Source organism: Methylocystis sp. Sn-Cys (genome assembly GCF_016745395.1).
GTDB lineage: Bacteria > Pseudomonadota > Alphaproteobacteria > Rhizobiales > Beijerinckiaceae > Methylocystis > Methylocystis iwaonis.
On the sequence record NZ_JAERVJ010000001.1, the window covers coordinates 898,429 to 915,973 of the forward strand.

Annotated in this window: 17 protein-coding genes and 1 tRNA gene; 11 read left to right on the forward strand and 7 right to left on the reverse strand. The window is 59.1% G+C overall.

The genetic code is table 11. The features are described 5' to 3' along the window. The first annotated feature begins 26 nt into the window (after nucleotides 1-26). The 5 genes from JJT62_RS04215 (at nucleotide 27) to JJT62_RS04235 (ending at nucleotide 3,030) form a co-directional block, all read left to right on the forward strand. The gene (locus JJT62_RS04215) at nucleotides 27-608 is read left to right on the forward strand and encodes a TetR/AcrR family transcriptional regulator (protein WP_202071392.1); all 582 of its coding nucleotides are present in this window, start codon (nucleotides 27-29) and stop codon (nucleotides 606-608) included. 150 nt (nucleotides 609-758) lie between these two features. Continuing rightward, nucleotides 759-1,304: an SRPBCC family protein gene (locus tag JJT62_RS04220; protein ID WP_202071393.1), complete on the forward strand. Its 546-nt coding sequence runs from the start codon at nucleotides 759-761 to the stop codon at nucleotides 1,302-1,304. A gap of 4 nt (nucleotides 1,305-1,308) precedes the next feature. Next, the gene (locus tag JJT62_RS04225) at nucleotides 1,309-2,025 is read left to right on the forward strand and encodes a peroxiredoxin-like family protein (RefSeq protein WP_202071394.1); all 717 of its coding nucleotides are present in this window, start codon (nucleotides 1,309-1,311) and stop codon (nucleotides 2,023-2,025) included. Continuing rightward, nucleotides 2,018-2,368, forward strand: coding sequence for a hypothetical protein (locus tag JJT62_RS04230; RefSeq protein ID WP_202071395.1), 351 nt, complete (start codon nucleotides 2,018-2,020; stop codon nucleotides 2,366-2,368). Before JJT62_RS04225 ends, JJT62_RS04230 begins: the two co-directional genes overlap by 8 nt. Before the next feature lie 254 nt (nucleotides 2,369-2,622). Further along, the gene (locus JJT62_RS04235) at nucleotides 2,623-3,030 is read left to right on the forward strand and encodes a DUF3592 domain-containing protein (protein ID WP_202071396.1); all 408 of its coding nucleotides are present in this window, start codon (nucleotides 2,623-2,625) and stop codon (nucleotides 3,028-3,030) included. A gap of 160 nt (nucleotides 3,031-3,190) precedes the next feature. Here the strand turns inward: JJT62_RS04235 and JJT62_RS04240 are convergent, their stop codons facing one another. After that, nucleotides 3,191-3,886, reverse strand: a complete 696-nt coding sequence (locus tag JJT62_RS04240; protein WP_210340540.1) for a hypothetical protein — start codon at nucleotides 3,884-3,886, stop codon at nucleotides 3,191-3,193. Between the two features lie 927 nt (nucleotides 3,887-4,813). Here JJT62_RS04240 and JJT62_RS04245 point away from each other — a divergent pair. Continuing rightward, nucleotides 4,814-5,506: a sulfate transporter family protein gene (locus JJT62_RS04245; protein ID WP_202071398.1), complete on the forward strand. Its 693-nt coding sequence runs from the start codon at nucleotides 4,814-4,816 to the stop codon at nucleotides 5,504-5,506. Nucleotides 5,507-5,702: 196 nt separating this feature from the next. Here the strand turns inward: JJT62_RS04245 and JJT62_RS04250 are convergent, their stop codons facing one another. Beyond that, on the reverse strand, nucleotides 5,703-6,710 hold the full coding sequence (locus JJT62_RS04250) for a complex I NDUFA9 subunit family protein (RefSeq protein WP_202071399.1): 1,008 nt from the start codon (nucleotides 6,708-6,710) through the stop codon (nucleotides 5,703-5,705). Between the two features lie 201 nt (nucleotides 6,711-6,911). Here JJT62_RS04250 and JJT62_RS04255 point away from each other — a divergent pair. Together JJT62_RS04255 and dcm are read left to right on the forward strand one after the other, a co-directional pair. Then, nucleotides 6,912-6,996, forward strand: a tRNA-Leu gene (locus JJT62_RS04255). 547 nt (nucleotides 6,997-7,543) lie between these two features. Beyond that, nucleotides 7,544-8,968, forward strand: coding sequence for a DNA (cytosine-5-)-methyltransferase (gene dcm, locus JJT62_RS04260; protein WP_202071400.1), 1,425 nt, complete (start codon nucleotides 7,544-7,546; stop codon nucleotides 8,966-8,968). Here dcm and JJT62_RS04265 read toward each other — a convergent pair. The 5 genes from JJT62_RS04265 to JJT62_RS04285 all read right to left on the reverse strand — a co-directional run bounded on the left by JJT62_RS04265 (nucleotide 8,948) and on the right by JJT62_RS04285 (nucleotide 12,414). Beyond that, on the reverse strand, nucleotides 8,948-9,940 hold the full coding sequence (locus JJT62_RS04265; RefSeq protein WP_202071401.1) for a hypothetical protein: 993 nt from the start codon (nucleotides 9,938-9,940) through the stop codon (nucleotides 8,948-8,950). The genes dcm and JJT62_RS04265 overlap by 21 nt on opposite strands. Then, nucleotides 9,921-10,154, reverse strand: coding sequence for a helix-turn-helix domain-containing protein (locus tag JJT62_RS04270; protein WP_202071540.1), 234 nt, complete (start codon nucleotides 10,152-10,154; stop codon nucleotides 9,921-9,923). Before JJT62_RS04270 ends, JJT62_RS04265 begins: the two co-directional genes overlap by 20 nt. A 272-nt stretch (nucleotides 10,155-10,426) precedes the next feature. Further along, entirely contained in the window at nucleotides 10,427-10,984 is a 558-nt protein-coding gene (locus tag JJT62_RS04275) for a DUF3280 domain-containing protein (RefSeq protein WP_202071402.1), read from the reverse strand. Between the two features lie 116 nt (nucleotides 10,985-11,100). Continuing rightward, nucleotides 11,101-11,751, reverse strand: a complete 651-nt coding sequence (locus JJT62_RS04280; RefSeq protein WP_202071403.1) for a response regulator transcription factor — start codon at nucleotides 11,749-11,751, stop codon at nucleotides 11,101-11,103. A gap of 159 nt (nucleotides 11,752-11,910) precedes the next feature. Continuing rightward, nucleotides 11,911-12,414: a heme-binding protein gene (locus JJT62_RS04285; protein WP_202071404.1), complete on the reverse strand. Its 504-nt coding sequence runs from the start codon at nucleotides 12,412-12,414 to the stop codon at nucleotides 11,911-11,913. Between the two features lie 206 nt (nucleotides 12,415-12,620). Here JJT62_RS04285 and JJT62_RS04290 point away from each other — a divergent pair, with 206 nt between their 5' ends. From JJT62_RS04290 to JJT62_RS04300, 3 genes are all read left to right on the forward strand, one after another. Further along, a complete protein-coding gene (locus JJT62_RS04290) occupies nucleotides 12,621-13,238 on the forward strand; it encodes a helix-turn-helix domain-containing protein (RefSeq protein WP_202071405.1) in 618 nt (205 codons plus the stop codon). 472 nt (nucleotides 13,239-13,710) lie between these two features. Continuing rightward, on the forward strand, nucleotides 13,711-16,062 hold the full coding sequence (locus JJT62_RS04295; protein ID WP_202071406.1) for a DUF1549 and DUF1553 domain-containing protein: 2,352 nt from the start codon (nucleotides 13,711-13,713) through the stop codon (nucleotides 16,060-16,062). Between the two features lie 22 nt (nucleotides 16,063-16,084). Further along, on the forward strand, nucleotides 16,085-17,539 hold the full coding sequence (locus tag JJT62_RS04300; protein WP_202071407.1) for a DUF1501 domain-containing protein: 1,455 nt from the start codon (nucleotides 16,085-16,087) through the stop codon (nucleotides 17,537-17,539). Nucleotides 17,540-17,545 lie beyond the last annotated feature (6 nt).

Here is a 17,545-nt window from a genome sequence, read left to right on the forward strand (position 1 = left end):
GTTCTGATATTTCAGGACGGTTATCGATGGCTAGAACCCGAGAATTTGATCCTGCGGCGGCGCTCGATGCTGCGATGAAAGTGTTTTGGCGATACGGCTATCACGCGACCTCTATTGAGGACCTCGTAACTGGCACGGGCGTCAGCCGCTATGGCCTTTATGGGGTGTATGAGAGCAAGCATGGTCTCTTTCTTGCGGCGCTTGACCACTACCTAACCACTGTGGTTCGGGAACTAGCGGGCGTCCTGCACCACGACGATGCCTCGCTCGATACAATCAAAGACTTTATACATCGCCTCGGAGAAATCGCGGCTAAGCCGTCGGGCCGGATAGGATGTTTGCTGTGGAATACAGCTACTGAGGTTGGCCCCGATGACAAAGCGGTGGCGCGAAAAGTCGCCGACTTTCGAACTTTCCTGTCAACAGGCTTCGAAAGCGCCCTTCGCAATGCAGTGGCTAACGGCGAGTTGAGGCCTGAGTTCGACACCAAAGGGGAGGCAGATTTCCTTGCGGGTGTTGTTCAAAATCTCGCCGCTCTCGCGCGGTCGAGCGCGAGTCCTCGCTCCATCGCCAATTTTGTAAATATCAGCCTTGGGACCCTGAGCTAAGCGCGCAGCGTCGCTAAAAATAACAGAACAGTTGTTCTTGTTCCCTATTGACTCTTTTCAGAATGCATGTTCTGTTATCTGTCGAGATTAAAGCGAACAATCACAAGGCGGCTCGTTCGCGGATGTTGATGTTGCAAAAGGAGCGGATGCATGAATGTATTTGCGGTCGGGAATGAAGCCGTGTGTGCGGAAGCCGCCAGCAAAATTCGAGCTCCCTTGCGCTTCGAAGGTGTCGGCTACTATGACGCGGCCCCCGAAAAAATGTTTGCGGCCATTTCCGAGCCGGAGTTGATGAGCAAATGGCTCCCGATGCTCAAATCATTGCATTTGAGCCATGCGGCGTCTGACAACGGTCCCGCCTCATGCGGAATCGGTTCGGAGCGCAGCTGTTCATTCAGCATGATGGGCGACGTTTTCGAGCGGGTGATCTGGTGGGACCCGCCGCGTGGTTATGCTTTCAGCTTTCAGCCCAAAAACCGGCTCATGATGCCGACTCGCGATCACTCGGTCGTTTTCCTCGTGCGTCCTCATGGGAATGGCGGCAGTGAATTCGTTTTCCGAACCTACTTCAACTGGCAGCCGGGACCAATGCGTTTTGTGGCGGCGCACATGATGCCGATGATCCTGAACATGTCCCTTGCAAACCTTAAGAGGCTGCTCGGCGGCAAGGGCGGCAAAGCGCGGCGGGTGGCTTAAGATCATGAGCAAGCAGCAAGCCAACAGCATCGACCCGGAAATCCTCGCGCACGAGTCCCTTACACAGCAGATCGCTGCATTCACCGCAGCGGCGGAGCAGCGTCTTCCGTCTGGCTACATCGACTCTTTCGGAGCCTTGGTGGCCCGTCTCAAGAATGAAGGTGTCGGATATTGCACGCCAGTGGTTGGCGCGGAATTTCCAGACTTCGAGTTGCACGATGACGGCGGGAACAATGTGCGCGCCAGTGACTATTGGGGCCGTCGCACCCTGATTATCAAATTTTATCGCGGCGGATGGTGTCCCTACTGCAATCTGGAGCTTAAAGCTCTGCAAAAGCATCAGCCAGACTTTGAGCTGTTAAACGCCGAGGTTTTTGCGATCGCGCCGGAAAAATCTACGGCGCTCATCGAGACCAAAGCGAAGGCTGCGGCGAATTTCAGATTCCTGTGGGACAACGATAATAAGCTCGCTCGTCGACTCGGTATTTCGTTCGCTGTTGGCAACGAGGTTAAGGACATTTACGGAAAGCTCGGGCTTGATCTTCTGGAAATCAATGGCGCTTGGGAGCTTCCAGTGCCCGCGACATTCGTGGTCAGGGACGGTCGGCTAAAATATCGGTTTCTCGACGCGAACTATCTGGAGCGACAGGATCCGGCCGAACTAATCGCGTGGCTAAAAACGGACGCGGCAATCAATCGAGCGGGGGCACTTAATGGCTAAGAACTCGTCTAAGAAAAAGCCGCAGCAACGTGACACACGGTGGGAAGGTTCCCGCCTGTTCGAAGTCGTCGCCGAAGCAATGCACGCGACTGAGTCTCACGTAGAGCGGGTGAAATTATTCGGGTTCGACTGCCTGCGGCTCAAGGGGAAGGTGTTTGCAAAAGCCAGCAAGGGGCGGCTTGTCGTGAAGCTCCCCGCGACGCGCGTCGCTAGCCTCATGATGGCAGGCTGCGTTGAGCCCTATGCGGGAGCGCGGGGCAATATGAAAGAGTGGGCGGTCGTCACGACCGACGATTTAACGGCCCTTGGCCTCTCGCAGGAGGCGCTTTCCTTCGTCAGGTGATACCAGCTCAAATTACGCAAAAGTCCGCCCTTCCGGCGGGCTTTTGCACTTTACCGCGTCCTTTTCTTAGCGCTGCGCCCATATGCATAATTCTTGATATTTTGCACGACTCTATAGACCTTATGAGATGCCGAAGACCGGCCCGATGATCATCATGGGCTAATCCAAGTGGAGGCAGGTAGCTTAGGTCGTCAAAAGCGCTAAAAAAATCCAGACTGTATCCGCGCTGAAGGCTGCCCCAAAAAGGTGTTGTTATGTGGGAATTTCTTCTTGTCGCCGCGATTGTGATCGTCGTTTTTGGATTTTCGATTCGCCGACAGCTGCGCTTTTTTCTGGGCGCGAGACGGGAAGTCGCGGGAAGGATTTCGGACGTCGAGCCCTTCCTCGAGCAGGACGATAACGGTTCGCGGTGGGTCACTCGATGCAGGGTAGAATATGAAGTGGACGGCAAGCTCTACCAACGGCGAATCATGCGCCGTGTGCAGCCCGCACTGGGCGAAGCCATTATACTGACCTATCCGGCGCGCAGACCAGACGAGGCGGTTGAAGGTCATCAGCGGGCAGCGACCAAACAGCAAATTTTTGCTGTTATGGCGACTCTGCTTGCTTTACTGTTCGTCATCTTGTTCCGAGGTTATCAGGCGGGCCTCCTACAGGAGTGAGCCGAGATCATAATTGGGGCGCGAGGGCCCAGCCTCTCCCCGCGCGCGGGGAGAGGGGTAGTCCGGGTTTCGCAACAGACTTCTGCACGTTGGAAGGGCTTGAAAAGTAAGGGGTCCGCCTGTTGTAAAAAGCTGGAGTTTTGCACAACGCGCGAGCGGCTTAGTAGAGTTTTTCCTTCCACAACACGGAAATCGCTTCGAACGGAGCCGCAAACTCTGCCTTTATAGCTTCGATAGCCTTTTCCGTCTCAACTTGGCGAATTCCCCATTCATTGATGTTGAGGTAGACAATGAGCCAGCAAGGACTCGCATAGTTCTTTTTGCTTTTGGCTTCTATCACTTCACGAAGATTGGACGGGATCGACTCGGCGCGTGCGACCCAGCTCTCCACAGGGTCCATTTTTGTCGTCCACCGGCCTCGATATTCCTTTCCGAGCTTCCGCCCTCCATGCGTGCTGGTAATTTCGATATTGTGGGTCTTGCCTGCTAGCGTCACGTAGCCATCTGGCCACTGCTCCGCAACGCCGGCGAGACGGACGTTCTCCACCGCCGTCAGCTCCACGAATTTGGCAAGGACGTGAGCATCATGTAGAAATTTCAGATATGGGCGATTGAAGAAATCCTCCGCGTTGCAGCGGCCGCACAAGGTATTTGTGTTCGCGATAAACTCGGCCGGCATCTGGGACATCGCGAGGCACAGATGCCCATCACGGCGCTCGTCGGGCGATAGGGGCGGTCCACGCGGCGGCTCAAGCTCTTCGTCATAGTGCGGCAGGGGATCGGCCTCGCAAGCTCGATCGATCAATTCATCGAGTTCGTCGCGGACTGCCGCGCCCATATCTTTGGATCGAATCATACGTGCAGCTTACTTCAAGAATTAGGCCCACTTAGAGGCAGGCGATCCGTTGCGGGCTGCCGAAATCGCGTTTCCATACTTGAACGTTATCTGAACCCAGCGCGTCACAGTTCGAATAAAACCCTCCATTATGGAATCTTCACGAACGCCGCCATCACACCCTCCACTCTGGGGACGACGGGCCGGGCCTCCTTCTGCGTCAAATAAATCTATCCCCATCCCCCAGACTCGCCCTTACGTTCCCCCCGCCTCGCCACCTAAGGGGCGTCGTCAAGGTCGGCGGCGCGGCGGGGTCGGTCAAGCGTCCGCCGGGCCTTTCGGCGGATGTGGGCGGGTCGTCGGTCGGGCTTCCCCTTGGCGGGGGGCGCGTGAACGCTCACGCGCAAAAGGCTGGGCCTCAATATTCCTTCGGGCTGCGCCGCGGTCACTCCTGAAAAGGGAGCCCGCGCCCCAAGGAAGACGGCATTGGAAAACTGCGGGAATGACATTGCCCGCGGCGTTCGAGCGCGCGCCCGTCTGGCGTTTTGCGTCAGGCGGGAAAGAAGCGGTCCTGTCAGGGGCCGTGTCCGGGAGCGAGGTCACTCCGTCGGGAAAAGGTGCGCGTGTATAAAGACCGTGTCCGGGACGCTTTAGCTCCGGTGCGCATAAACAAAATACATCTCGGCCGAACGGGGCCGGGGCGTTCCGGACTTCCCTTACAGCTCGCGTCGAGAGACGGCGGGGCTTTTCGTGTCGGTGAATTTGCTGGAGAGAGGTCGCCTTGGCTGCATCGCCCCCTGGCCCATCCAATGAAACGCTGGATGCAAGCCCCCTTGCGTCCGTGCCGTTCTATCGCCATTTGCTGGGCGGTCGCCGCGCGGGCGGCTGCCGGAGCGCGCAACGATCGCCGGTTTTCATCAAAGGCGCGCTTCCAAGAAGAGGCCATGCATGACTTTCATGTTCGACGCCGCCCTCGCCTCCCTGCGCGAGATCGTCTCGCCGCCGTTCCGCAATGTGTTGTTCAAGAGCTTAGGGATGACCTTCCTGCTGCTGGCGCTGGCATGGGTCGGGCTCGATAAGCTTGCTCTGTCCTATATCTCCGTCGACCATTCCTGGCTGCAGCTCGCGCTCACTTATGCGACGGGCGTCGGGCTGTTTGTCTTTCTCGCCTTTCTCATCGGCCCGATATCGGCGCTGGTCACGGGGCTTTTTCTTGATGATCTCGCCGATGTCGTCGAAGCCGATCTTTATCCGCCCGGCGAAAGGGGCACGGCCATACCGGTCTCTCAGGCGGTCATGATGGGCGTGAAATTCGCGGCCGTGTCGGCGGGCGTGAATTTTCTCGCTTTGCTGCTGCTGCTTCTGCCCGGCATAAACGCCGTGGCCTTTCTGCTCGCCAACGCCTATCTGCTCGGGCGCGAATATTTCCTCTTCGCCGCGACGCGCTTCCGCTCGCTCGAGGAGGCGACGGAGCTGCGCCGGCGCTATGCGCCGCAGCTCTTCCTCGCCGGCCTGTTCATGGCCGCCTTCGTCGTGACGCCGGGCCTCAATGTGCTGACGCCGCTCTTCGGCGTCGCCTTCATGGCGCGGATTCACAAAATGCTGTCGGCGGAGCGGCAGGCGCGTTGGGCGGGGCGGTAATCCAAGCGTCTGGAAGCCCCCTCCCCAACCCTCCCCCGCTTCGCGGGAGAGGGAGCAGATTGTCGCTTTCATCAAGAATGCTGATCGGGAGCGTCCCCTCTCCCGCCATAGCCCGTCGAAAGACGGGCGTCCTTCAGACGCCCTATGGCGGGGGAGGGACAGGGAGGGGGCGTCGCGAGCGCATCCCGCCTTCCTCTCACGCCTCCAGGCGCTGCGCCTGATACTGCCCGGTCTTGCGGTAGCGATAGAGATAGGTCGGCGCGATGGCCTCGAAGGATTGCGGCTCGACGCCGAGCCCCTGCAGCGTGCGGCCTTCCTTGATCGCCGCAGCGCTCACGACATTGTCGTGCTGCAGCAGCTCCACCTGATCGGCCGTCATGCGCAGCAGTGTCGGGAACAGCCCGAGCGACAGCTTGGTGAAGAGGCTGGTGATGGAGGCGACGAGCTTGCCGGTCGCGAAGGAGAGCTTGGCGACATGCCGCTCGCGCTCGGTGACCTTCAGGACGAAGTCGATCAGCGCCGCGAAGCTGCGCACCTCCGGGCCGCCGAGCTCATAGACTGCGCCCGCCTTGGCGCGGCCGGCGACAGCGGCGGCGACCGCCTCAGCGACGTCGCCGACATAGACCGGCTGGAACTTCGTCTCCGCGCCGACGACCGGAATTGCCGGGAAATAGCGGGCCATGGTGGCGAAGCGGTTGAAGAACTGGTCCTCGATGCCGAAGATCACCGAGGGGCGCAAAATGACGGCGGTGGGAACCGCGGCGAGCACAGCGGCCTCGCCCGCGGCCTTGCTGCGGGCGTATTGCGAGGCCGAATTGGGGTCCGCCCCGATCGCCGAAATATGCACGAGAGTGTCGATGCCGGCGGCCTTGGCGGCCTCGGCGATGGTCTTGGCGCCCTCGGCCTGCACCTTGGAGAATTTCTGCGCGCCGCTCTCGGCCAGGATGCCGACGAGATTCACCACGGCCGAAGCGCCGCGTAGCGCGGCGGCGACCGATTCGGGATGGCGGACATTGGCCTGCACCGCCATCACCTGGCCGACGCGGCCCTGCGGCTGCAGGTGAAAGGCGAGGTCAGGGCGGCGGCAGGCGATGCGCACGCGCCAGCCGTCGCGCGCCAGCGCCCGCACGACATAGCGCCCGACGAAGCCCGAACCGCCAAATACCGTCACAACGCGCCCCGCGCCACCGTTCACGCCGTTCATCGTTCTCTTGCTCCGTTCGCCGCGCCGGCCGGGCCGGCTGGAAAATTCGTCGCCCGTGCTCTAGCGAAATTCGGTGGGGAAGGAAATGCGCCGCGAGGCTTTGGCCGCCCCGCCGACGCTCTTTTTCCGTTCGAAGGCGCATTTTCCCACAGAGCCACATTGACAGACGCCATGCGGCGCCCCTAAGAGAGCGTCCCACGTGCCCAGGTGGCGGAATTGGTAGACGCGCTGGTTTCAGGTACCAGTGGTGAAAGCCGTGGAGGTTCGAGTCCTCTCCTGGGCACCATCCTAACGCGATAAATCCGTCAACATTTCAGCAGGTTAGCCAAGTCACCGCCTTGCTTGCAAGGTGGGCAACTTTCTGGGCAACCTCCATGAAACTTATCCGCAGATTGTCTTCCGGTATCTTCCTAGTGGCAAAGCACCTTACCCTCGTTGGCGGGGGGCTATACTACTACTACAACCGCAAATACCCCCGGGGAGCTACGTTCAAGGTTCGGCGGGAGGGTGCGGAAGAAAGTCAGCCTCCGGATTACTGACGAAAGCGTTGCGGCTCTCAAGGCTGCTAAGATAGCCGCAGATAATGATGCGCTGTGGAAGGCCATGCGCGGCGACCCGGACCTCCCAGTCCCTGAAGTTCGTAAAGCCGCAACGCCGTGCTTGGCGACACAAGCTCGGGCGCAGTGTTCTTCTGCCGAACGCGCGCCATGCGGGCTGCTGACTTCGTGGGAACGAGAGGAGGATTCGTTCAAAGACGGGCTCAGCCTGAAGCTCGCTAGAATCTCTTAAATCCATACTTCTAAGCGCTTTGTTAACAGGCCACTAGATCGCCTATGATGAAGTTTGACAGGGCAGGGTATCTGCAGACAATAAGCCACATGCGACTCGATTCTGGCAACACTCTTCGCGACCTTCGGGACTCTCTTGGTCTTTCCCAAGCCAAGCTGGCGGAAGCATCCGGCATTCCGCAATACATTTTGTCTGGGTTTGAATTAGGCAAGAACGAGTTGGCTGACGCTCACCAGCAAGCTCTTCTCGCCGTCCTTAGAAACTCTGAAGGGCTGCGAGCGATAGTAGCTCGAAAGAAGCGCTACCGTGAGCATACTTATGTTGAGGTTAAGCACGATTCCAAGCGTGTGGCTCGGCATGCGCCTTCCAACGGTAATGAAGCATATCTTTCTGCGTTGAAAATGCTTGAGACCAAACCAAAGCGCTATAGCCACCGGGCTATTAGCCTCTTCTCTGGTTGTGGTGGCTTTACTCTCGGGTTCGCTTCGGCAGGGTTTGAGATACGGGGGTTCTTGGAAAAGGAGAAAGACCTACAGGTTATTTACCAGAAAAACTTTCCTGAAGCTGTTAAAATCGGCGGCGATATTGCGGCTGTTCCGACGTCTGACATCGAGGATATAAAGCGATCGACTGGAGAAGTCGAAGTAATAATTGGAGGGCCGCCCTGTCAGGGATTTAGCCTCGCGGGCAAAAGAGATGTGAACGATCCACGCAATGCATTATTTCGGCATTATCTTCGTTTTGTTGATGTCTACAGGCCGAAAGTTGCGATTTTGGAAAATGTTCGTCTATTAACTTCGATGAGATCACCAGACGGTAATTATGTTAAGAATCAGATTAGGTCGGAGTTTGGAGATCATGGATACAGCGCGCGCATGTTCGAAATCAATGCAAAAAACTTCGGGGTTCCGCAACATCGGGAGCGCGTGTTTTTCATAGCTGTGCGAGAAGACATCAATAAAGCTCCTTCCTTTCCGACGGCGTCGCATGGCGAGGAAGTGGGCCTGTTTTCAGAGAAGCTTCCCTGTCTCACTTTTGCTGATGCTTGTTCTGATCTGGCATACATTGAGTCGGGGGAGGGGTCGGGCGACCCATTGCATGTCTCCGTGTCCCACCCCAAGCACGTCATAGATTGGCTCTGGGATGTAAAGGAGGGCTTTAGCGCTCACGACAATGCTGACCCAGCGAAGCGCCCTCCGTCGGGCTACAATACAACTTACAAACGGCAGATCTGGCGAGAACCTGCTTCGACGGTCCAGACAACATTCGGTATGATTTCTGGTTGCCGAAACGTGCATCCGATCGCGACTCGGTCTTTGACAATTCGGGAGGCCGCTCGGATACAATCCTTTCCCGACTCGTTCCGCTTCGAAGGTTCCGCCGGAACAATTCGCACGGGAATAGGGAACGCCGTTCCTCCCTTATTGGCCCGAGTTGTAGCTCAACACCTAATCGCTGAGTTTCTCTAGGCCATAGAAATAACCGGCTTCAAGGTTGAATTGCAACTGTTCAGGATGCTGCGCTTGTCCGCCCCTTTGCATTTGAACAATTCCGAAACGCGGAGCCAAATGCTGCACCCCTTGGGGGTCGCGGTAGCTACCCTTGTTGACTCGGTATGGGCGCCTAACGAAACCTTGGTATTTACAAGAGAGCTTAACTAGCTCATCAATCGAATATAAAGCCACTTCCGAAGTGTGCCAATCGTTGGCCAGTTTGGTCTTATGCGTTATAAAATCGGGGATGAATGGGTCATCGATGTAGGCCTTTTGCAAGAGTAGGCGCGTTATTTTTTCCTGATGCCGCGCAAGCGTTACCTCCCATTCGTCCCTGGCATCGGCGTCTATTTCTTCCCAGAAAAACCTTCGAGGGTCCACGATTCGCGTGGCAAGTATTTCGGCGTTGTCGAGCGGCCTAAAACCGGCGTCGCCGCAGAATTCCCTCAACCCACTCAACGCAGCATCTGAAACGGCTATACCATTATCCCGTAGAAGCTTCACAAACCCCCTAGCGGTTGTAAAGAAGAGCTGGGCGTTAGTCGGGGTCTTTTTGCTGCATTGCTTCGTTGAAATCCCCACTGTTTGACTGGCGTGGGAGTCGGAGATCGTAATGACTATGTCGCTTTTACACCGCCTTACGTTTGCGCCGTTTATCGAAAGCCACTTTTGCCCAGCTTCAGAGGTTGCTAGCGCGCCGGTTGAAATAGCAACAGCTCGGGAAATGACTTTAAATCCCAAGCTTGAGCCAATGTAATTAAGCAGGGTCATGGCAGGATCTCCCACTATAACGTGCTTCGCGCCGTTCGGGCGGCTCGTTGGCAGCGGGTATTCCATCGAATTTATGCGTAGGGTGATTTCATCCTCGAAGGCGTGGCCTGCTTTTCTTCCTATGGTTCCTGCCTGAATCTGAAGCGCATGCGTTTCGTCAATCGGTGCCAGTGCCACGGCTATACACCTCGGTTAATTTAGAAACCGAGGTCTCGAGCCCTTCTGCCAGCTTCAGAAGATTGAGAAACGCGGGGTTTCGTTTGCCGCGCTCGATCATGCTGATGTAGGTCCGATCAAAACCGCATCTATCGGCTAATTCTTCTTGTGAAAAACCGAGAGCTTCCCTGCGCTTTCGAACGCTTTCTCCCAGAGGAATCAGTGACTTCGGCATCGCCGAATGGAATACGGGTGATGCCTTTGCGTCCACGGACAATGCGTCACATGGGGTGGCTTATTCAGTCTCATGCCTTGTCCGAGGGTGAGAAGCCTTGACCGCCTTCCGAGAATGGGTAATTTTACTGGGCAATCCCGCTATCCTATTCTGGCACAGATTCTTATTTGTCAGATAGTTAGTGATGGCCTCATGGTAGGGCTCGGCTGCTTCTGGGCACCATCCTCTCAAGGATCGTTCCGTAAGACTCAGGCGTTCGCCACCGATGCTGGTCAGCGCTCGTTCTTCCCATTGGCGAGTTCCGGCTCCACCAGACTGTAGCGGATCAGAAATTTCAGCGCCCGGCTCCAGGATTCGTCGGTTTCGTTGCGCAGGTCGGTTTGCGAGACATTGACGAGCGCGCCGGTTTTGGCGTCGCGGATACGAAACTCCAGATTTTGCTCCATGACGCTGATCTTGCGGAAGAAGCCCATGAAGGACATGTCGGCTCCGAGTTCGCGGGCCGCGTCGGCTTCGCATCCGTTGCATTTTCGCAGCCAGTGATCCTTGGCCATCGGGTGACTGGAGTTGCTTGCGTCGATGATCTCGAACAGGCCGGAGCGGGCCAATAAGTCGCGCACCAGGAGATTCATGCGCTGGAGCCGCTCGGTCTCAGCAGGGCTCTCGCCCGCGAGCGGGCCGCCGGCGCTGAAATCGTCCAGCTCCATATCGAAGACGGCAAGCTTGATCGGGCGCGGGGTTTCGGCACGTCCCGCCAAGGGCTGAAATAAAAACAGCCCGAAGGCGAGCAGGCAGGCGGGTGCGGCCAGTTTGAAGGCGCGGATGCGCATAGGCGTCTCCTGAAATCGTCTCGCAGACTTTGCGTCTGCGCGGCTATTCTAGGAGAGGGCCCGGAATGCCGGCCTCGGCGCTTTTCCCGCCGCCTGCCGGGCAAAATTCCCGGAGATCACGTCACGTCGGCGTCGCCGACGAGTCCTGCGCCGATGGCGAGCCAAACCAGATGGGCGTCCGTCTTCGCGCCGATCTTGGATTTGATTTGGTAGTGATAATTCTGAACCGTCTTGCAACTGAGGTTGAGCAGCGCGGCGATCTCGTCGCTCGTTCGCCCCGACGCCACAAGACGCAATATTTCCGTCTCGCGCGGGCCGAGCTCGTCGGCGAGCGAACGGCCCTCGCCGAGGCGTTCGGCGGCGATTTCCCGCGCAATGTCGTCGCTGAGGGCGCGCCCGCCATGGGCCACGGTCGACACGGCCCGCAGCAGCTCCGCGGCGTCGCTGCTCTTGGTGATATAGCCAGCGGCGCCCGCTTCAAATGCCTTGAGCGCGAAGGCCGCGGCGCTATGCATGGTGAAAACGAGAATGCGCGCCTGCTTGTCCCATTGCCGGATATGGCGCACCGCCTCTATGCCCCCGGCGCCCGGGAGCGACAGATCCATGATGACGACATCAGGCGAGGTCTCGCGATATAGGCGATAGGCCGCAACGGCGTCTTCGGCCTCCGCGACCACCGAGAAGCCTGCGTGGCGCTCCAGGAGACGGCGATAGCCCTCCCGAACAACAGGGTGGTCGTCGACGAGAAGGATTCTCACATCGCTCATGTTCGATTGTGTGATCGGGGCCCAAGGGAGCGGCCATTAGATCAGCAATCAGGATGAGTGCAATATGAGCGGCGCGCTTTTGGCCGGCACGGTATGACGTCGGGCAAATTGCCTATGGAGGCCGCGCCCATTCGCGGCCTCTCTCTTCTCGCAGACGTTTTACTTGAGCTGATCCGCTACCTTGTCGATCGCCGCCTTCGCGCAGGCTTCGTCCTTCTCTCCGCCGGGCGCGCCGGAGACGCCGACGGCGCCGATCACTGTGTCGCCGGTCTTGATCGGCAGGGCTCCCTGGGCGGCGACAATATTGGCGAGATGCACTTGCCCCGAGGTCGGATTGTCCTTCACGCGCTGCGCAAATTCGCCGGAGGGGATGCGGAAGGTGCGCGAGGTATAGGCCTTCCGGAGGCTATTCTCGATCGTGTGAGGCGAGGTGCTGTCTCCGCGAAGCGAGATCAGCGGCTGGCCTTCGAGACCAACGACAGTCACCGACACATGATAGCCCTGCTGCAGGCAGGCGTCATAGGCGGTTTGAGCAATGCTCAAGGCGATGGGCGCCGACAGCGCCTTGAGCGAGAGAAGCTCGGCGCGCGCCGGCAAAGCGAAGGGCGCGCCGAGAGAAGCGCCAAGCGTCGCGACGGCGGCGAAAGTGGCAAGAAACCTCATAAATTCAGCTCCAAACTGAGGCCGCCGGGTCGGCAGGCATATTCATACTAGGATTATGCATTTTACTCAGTCAAGACAGCGGCGCAGATCGCACCCATATCGCGCCAGATGGGTAGGCATACCCATCCCTTTCTGCCTAACCAACAAAACTCCTTGACCACGGCTGAGTTGGAGACATAAATGGTTAGATGATAGGGTCTATAGACATGAACAAGCATGGTCAGAAGCGCGAGGCCGCAGCGGAAAGCGCCCTTGCCGCGCTTGTCGCCGATCGATTGAAGCAACTCGTCACGCTCGAGGGCCGTTCCTTCAAGAGGCTTGCGCAACTGACCGGCATAGATCCTTCCGAGCTTTTGCGGATCGAGGCGGGGGCGGTGGCGCCGACGATCAACCATCTCTGGCGCATCGCCAATGCGCTGGGGGTTCCCTTCGGTCGTCTCGTCGCCTCGGCGGGACGCCGCGGCGTCCTGGTTTTGCGCAGCGACTCGCGTCAGAGCGTCACGTCGCAGGACGGAAATTTCAGCACGCGTCCTCTCTTTCCCTATGACGGGCTCCGTAGCGCGGAGTTCTACGAGATCACGCTCGCGCCCCACCATAGCCAGCATGTCGAGGCGCATGCGCCCGGCACCAAAGAGAATCTGGTCGTCGCCAAGGGGGCGATCGAAATCGTCGTCGGCCGTGAGAGCCCGCAAATTCTGCAGGAGGGCGACGCCATCGATTTCCTGGCCGATGTGCCGCACCTGTATCGGAACCTCGGCGACGCGCCTGCGACGCTTTATCTAGTCATGTCCTATGAATTTTGCCCTCCAGACGGGGCGCTTTGAGACAATTCGATCAGTTTGGGCCGGCCCCGCAAGGGCTGCTCGCATGCACATATCTTCATGTCGCCGCCCTCGTCATGGCCGGGCTTTTCCCGGCCGCTCACGCCACGCAAACAACGGCGAATGCCGGTCATAGGTCGGCGTGACCGCAAAGCCTGTACCGAGCTTTATCCATAGCGATAACGCGTCTCGTTGAGCTGCGCCCGGGGCGGGGGGCGCCGGGACAAGCTCGCCTATGACGGTCCTCGAAATGTGCGACTCCCTTCGCCCTCGGGGCAGGGGGGCCTCTCAATTGCTATAGCGAAACCCGAAGGCTAGCCGTCAAAACCGCCAGGCCCGCCGCGCCAAAAAATCTGGATTTAAAACATACAATATAGGTAGACTTCATAGTTTAGGTAGGCTAGCTTTCGCTCATTCGGGACACGCCTATCCCAAAAGCGAATCCGCAGAGAGCCATTGGATCGAGGCAGAAGAAATGAAGAAAACTGCGAAGAAAGCCTACCTTGCGATGCTCATGAGCGTCTCCCTCGCCGCGCTTGCCGTGGCGGCGGAGGTGAAGCCCAATGATTCCGCCGCGGCGGCGCCCGAAGCTCCGAAGGCCGCAAGCCCCTCATCTAAGCCGCATTGGTCGTGGCTGCCCGTCCAGGCGCAATTCGTTCCTGTCGTGAAGCAGAAGGAGTGGGTGCGCTCGCCCCTCGACGCCTTTGTGCTCGCGAAGATCGAAGGCAAGAGCCTCGCGCCCTCCAAGGACGCCGACCGCGCCACCTTCATTCGGCGCGCCACGCTCGACGCCTGGGGCATTGTCCCGGCGCCGGAGGAGGTCGACGCCTTTGTGAACGACACCGCGTCAGACGCCTATGAGAAGCTTGTCGACCGCCTTCTCGCCTCGCCGCGTTACGGCGAGCGTCAGGCGCGCCTGTGGCTCGATCTCGCGCGCTATGCGGATTCGACCGGCTTCCAGAACGACAATACGCGGCCCAATCTCTTCCGCTACCGCGACTATGTCATCAAGGCGTTCAATGAGGACAAGCCTTATTCGCGTTTCATTCAGGAGCAGATTGCCGGCGACGAGATTGCCCCGAACGATCAGGACGTCCTCGTCGCAACCGGCTTTCTCGCGGGATATCCCGACAACAGCAATTCGCGCGACCTCGTGCAGCGCAAGTATCAGATCACCACGGACATCGTCGATACGATCGGCCAGGCCGTTCTCGGCACGACGGTGAGCTGCGCCCGCTGCCATAATCACAAGAGCGACAAGTTCACCCAGAAAGATTATTTCTCGCTGCAGGCATTCTTCGCCAATACCGCCTTCCAGGAGAAGGCGCCCGCGAAGAAAGGCGAGCAGGAGCTCGCCTATGAAAAGGCGCAGGCGATTTACGACGAGGCCACGAAGGATATTCGGGCCAAGCAGAAAGCCATTATCGATGGCGTTTACGAAGCCGCGCTCAAATATCACAAAGAGCGCTACCTCACCGACAGCCGCGAATCCATCTTCAAGCCGAAGGACCAGTGGAACGCGCTCGATCGCTGGGTCAATCATCGTCTCGACGCGGTGACAGACCGGCCGCAGCTCGCCGCCTATCTGCGTTACGCCGCCGAGGATAAATCGGCGCCCGAGCACAGCCCAGAGGCAGTGCAGAAATACGAGGAGTATCAGAAGCTCCAGCGTGAGCTGCAAAAATTCGCCGATAAAAAGCCCGCGCGCGGCGCCAACACCTTCACGACGGCGACGGAACTCGGCCATCCGGATGCGCCGCCAACCTATGTCCTGTTCGGCGGCAATCACGAGAAGCCTCTGGAAGAAGTCCAGCCCGCTTTCCCCGAGGCGATCACCGGCGAGAAGCCCGACATCAAGCCGACGGCGACATCGTCGGGCCGTCGCACGGCTCTGGCGAGCTGGCTGGCGAGCGCGACGAATCCGCTCACCGCGCGCGTCTTCGTCAATCGCGTCTGGAACCAGTATTTCGGCAAGGGCATTGTCGGCACGGTCTCCGATTTCGGCAAGGCTGGCGACAAGCCGACCAATCCGGAGCTGCTGGATTACCTTGCCGATCATTTCGTGAAGGACGGTTGGAGCGTCAAAAAGCTCCATCGCGACATTCTGCTCTCGTCGACCTATCGCCAATCCTCCGATTTCCGCGAGGATATCGCCAAGGCCGATCCGGAGAACAAGCTCCTCGCCGTCTTCCCGCGCAAGCGTCTCGAGGCCGAAGAGATTCGCGACTCTGTTCTCGTCGCGTCGGGTAAGCTCAATGAAGAAATCGGCGGCCCGAGCGTCTTTCCGCCGCTTCCCGCCAATGTGAGCGGCGGCAACAACTTCAACGCGGACCCGGCCTGGACGACGTCGAAAGACCCGAAGGACCATGCGCGCCGTAGCCTCTACATCTTCACGCGTCGCAGTCTGCCCTATCCGCTGCTCGAAACCTTCGACATGGCGAACGCGCAGCAGATTCACAGCAAGCGCGACGTGACGACGACGCCGCTGCAAGCGCTGACGCTCTACAACAGCGATCAGTTCTTCCAGTGGTCGCAGGCGCTCGCCGGCCGCGTGATCAATGAAGCCGGTCCGGACGAGACGGCGCGCATCGACCGCCTTTATCAAATCCTCTTCTCGCGCAAAGCGACCGACGCCGAGAAGGATGCGCTGCGCGCCTTCCTCGATCAGCACCAGAAGACGATCGCGCAAAAGGCCGAAGACGGAAAGCTCGCCATCGCTTTGCCGATCGGCGCCAAGGAAAAGCCTTCCGATCCGCTGCGCGCCTCGGCCTTCGTCGATCTCGTGCACACGGTCATGAACTCCAACGACTTCGTCTATCGCTTCTGATCCTTCGAAAGGAACATTCGTCATGTTGATCAAGACCTCTCGTCGCGACTGGTTGCGCGGCGCCACTTACGGTCTCGGCGGCTACGCCGTCAGCGGCATGATGCCGGGGGGCGGCTGGTTCGGCGCTCCAGCGGCCAACGCCGCCAGCTTCGTCGATCCGCTGGCCCCCAAGGCCCCGCATTTCGAGCCGAAAGTGAAGTCGGTGATCTGGCTTCACATGGATGGCGCGCCCTCGACGCTCGATCTCTTCGACTACAAGCCCGAGCTCGTGCGCCTCGCCGGGCAGGAGGTGCCGGAATCCTTCCTCAAGGGCATCAAGACTTCGACGCAGGGCGGCGTCGGCAAGCTCTTCGCCACCAACCGCACCTGGAAGCAATATGGCCAGAGCGGCGCCTGGTTCTCCGACTGGGTTCCAAACATCGCGCAGCACGCCGATAAGCTCACCTTCATCAAATCGAGCGTCACCGTCGGCGCCACGCATGATATTTCGATCCTGAAGCTCAACACCGGCGACCTCTCGCCGGGCCGCCCGTCGCTCGGCGCCTGGGTCACTTATGCGCTTGGCTCCGCCAATCCCGATCTTCCGCCCTATGTCGTGCTCTACAGCGGCAAGCGCGAACCGCGCGCGGGCTCGGTGAACTGGAGTTCCGGCTTCCTTCCGGCTGTCTATCAGGGCACGGCCTTCCGTCCCGGCGCGCAGCCGATCCTGCATCAGGCGCCGCCGGATCTCATCGGCTTGCAGCAGCAGCGCGAGAGCCTCGACCTCTTGAAGCAGCTCAACGATCTGCGCGGCGCAGCGCATCCGGAGGACACCGAGCTCGAAGCGCGCACGCGCTCTTATGATCTCGCCTATCGCATGGAGGCGACGGCGCCGGAGGCTGTCGATCTCTCCAAGGAAACCGAGGCCACCAAAGCGGCTTATGGCCTCAATGATGACGCCACGAAGGACTACGGCACGGTGCTGCTGCGCGCGCGTCGCCTCGTCGAGCGCGGCGTTCGCTTCATCCAGGTCGTTTCGGGCCCCATCGAAGGCTCTGGCGTCGGCGACGATTCGAACTGGGACGCGCATCGCCAGCTCGAAAAGAACCACAGCATGCATGTCAAAGCGGTGGACAAGCCGATCGGCGCTCTCCTCGCCGACCTCGAGGCGCGCGGCCTGCTGGATCAGACGCTCGTCATCTGGACCTCGGAATTCGGCCGCACCTCTTACGGCCAGAGTGGCGACGGCCGCGACCATAATCCATGGGGCTATACGCAATGGCTCGCCGGCGGCGGTCTGAAGCACGGTCTCACCTATGGTCAGACCGACGAGATCGGCTTGAAGACCGTCGAAAATCCGGTGGACACCTACGATGTCCATGCGACGGTTCTTCAGCTTCTCGGCCTGGATCACCTGAAGACGATCTATCTGCGCGCTGGCCGCGCCGAACGTCCGACCGTCGTCTATGGCAAGGTCGTCAAAGACATCCTCGCCTAGGCGTCG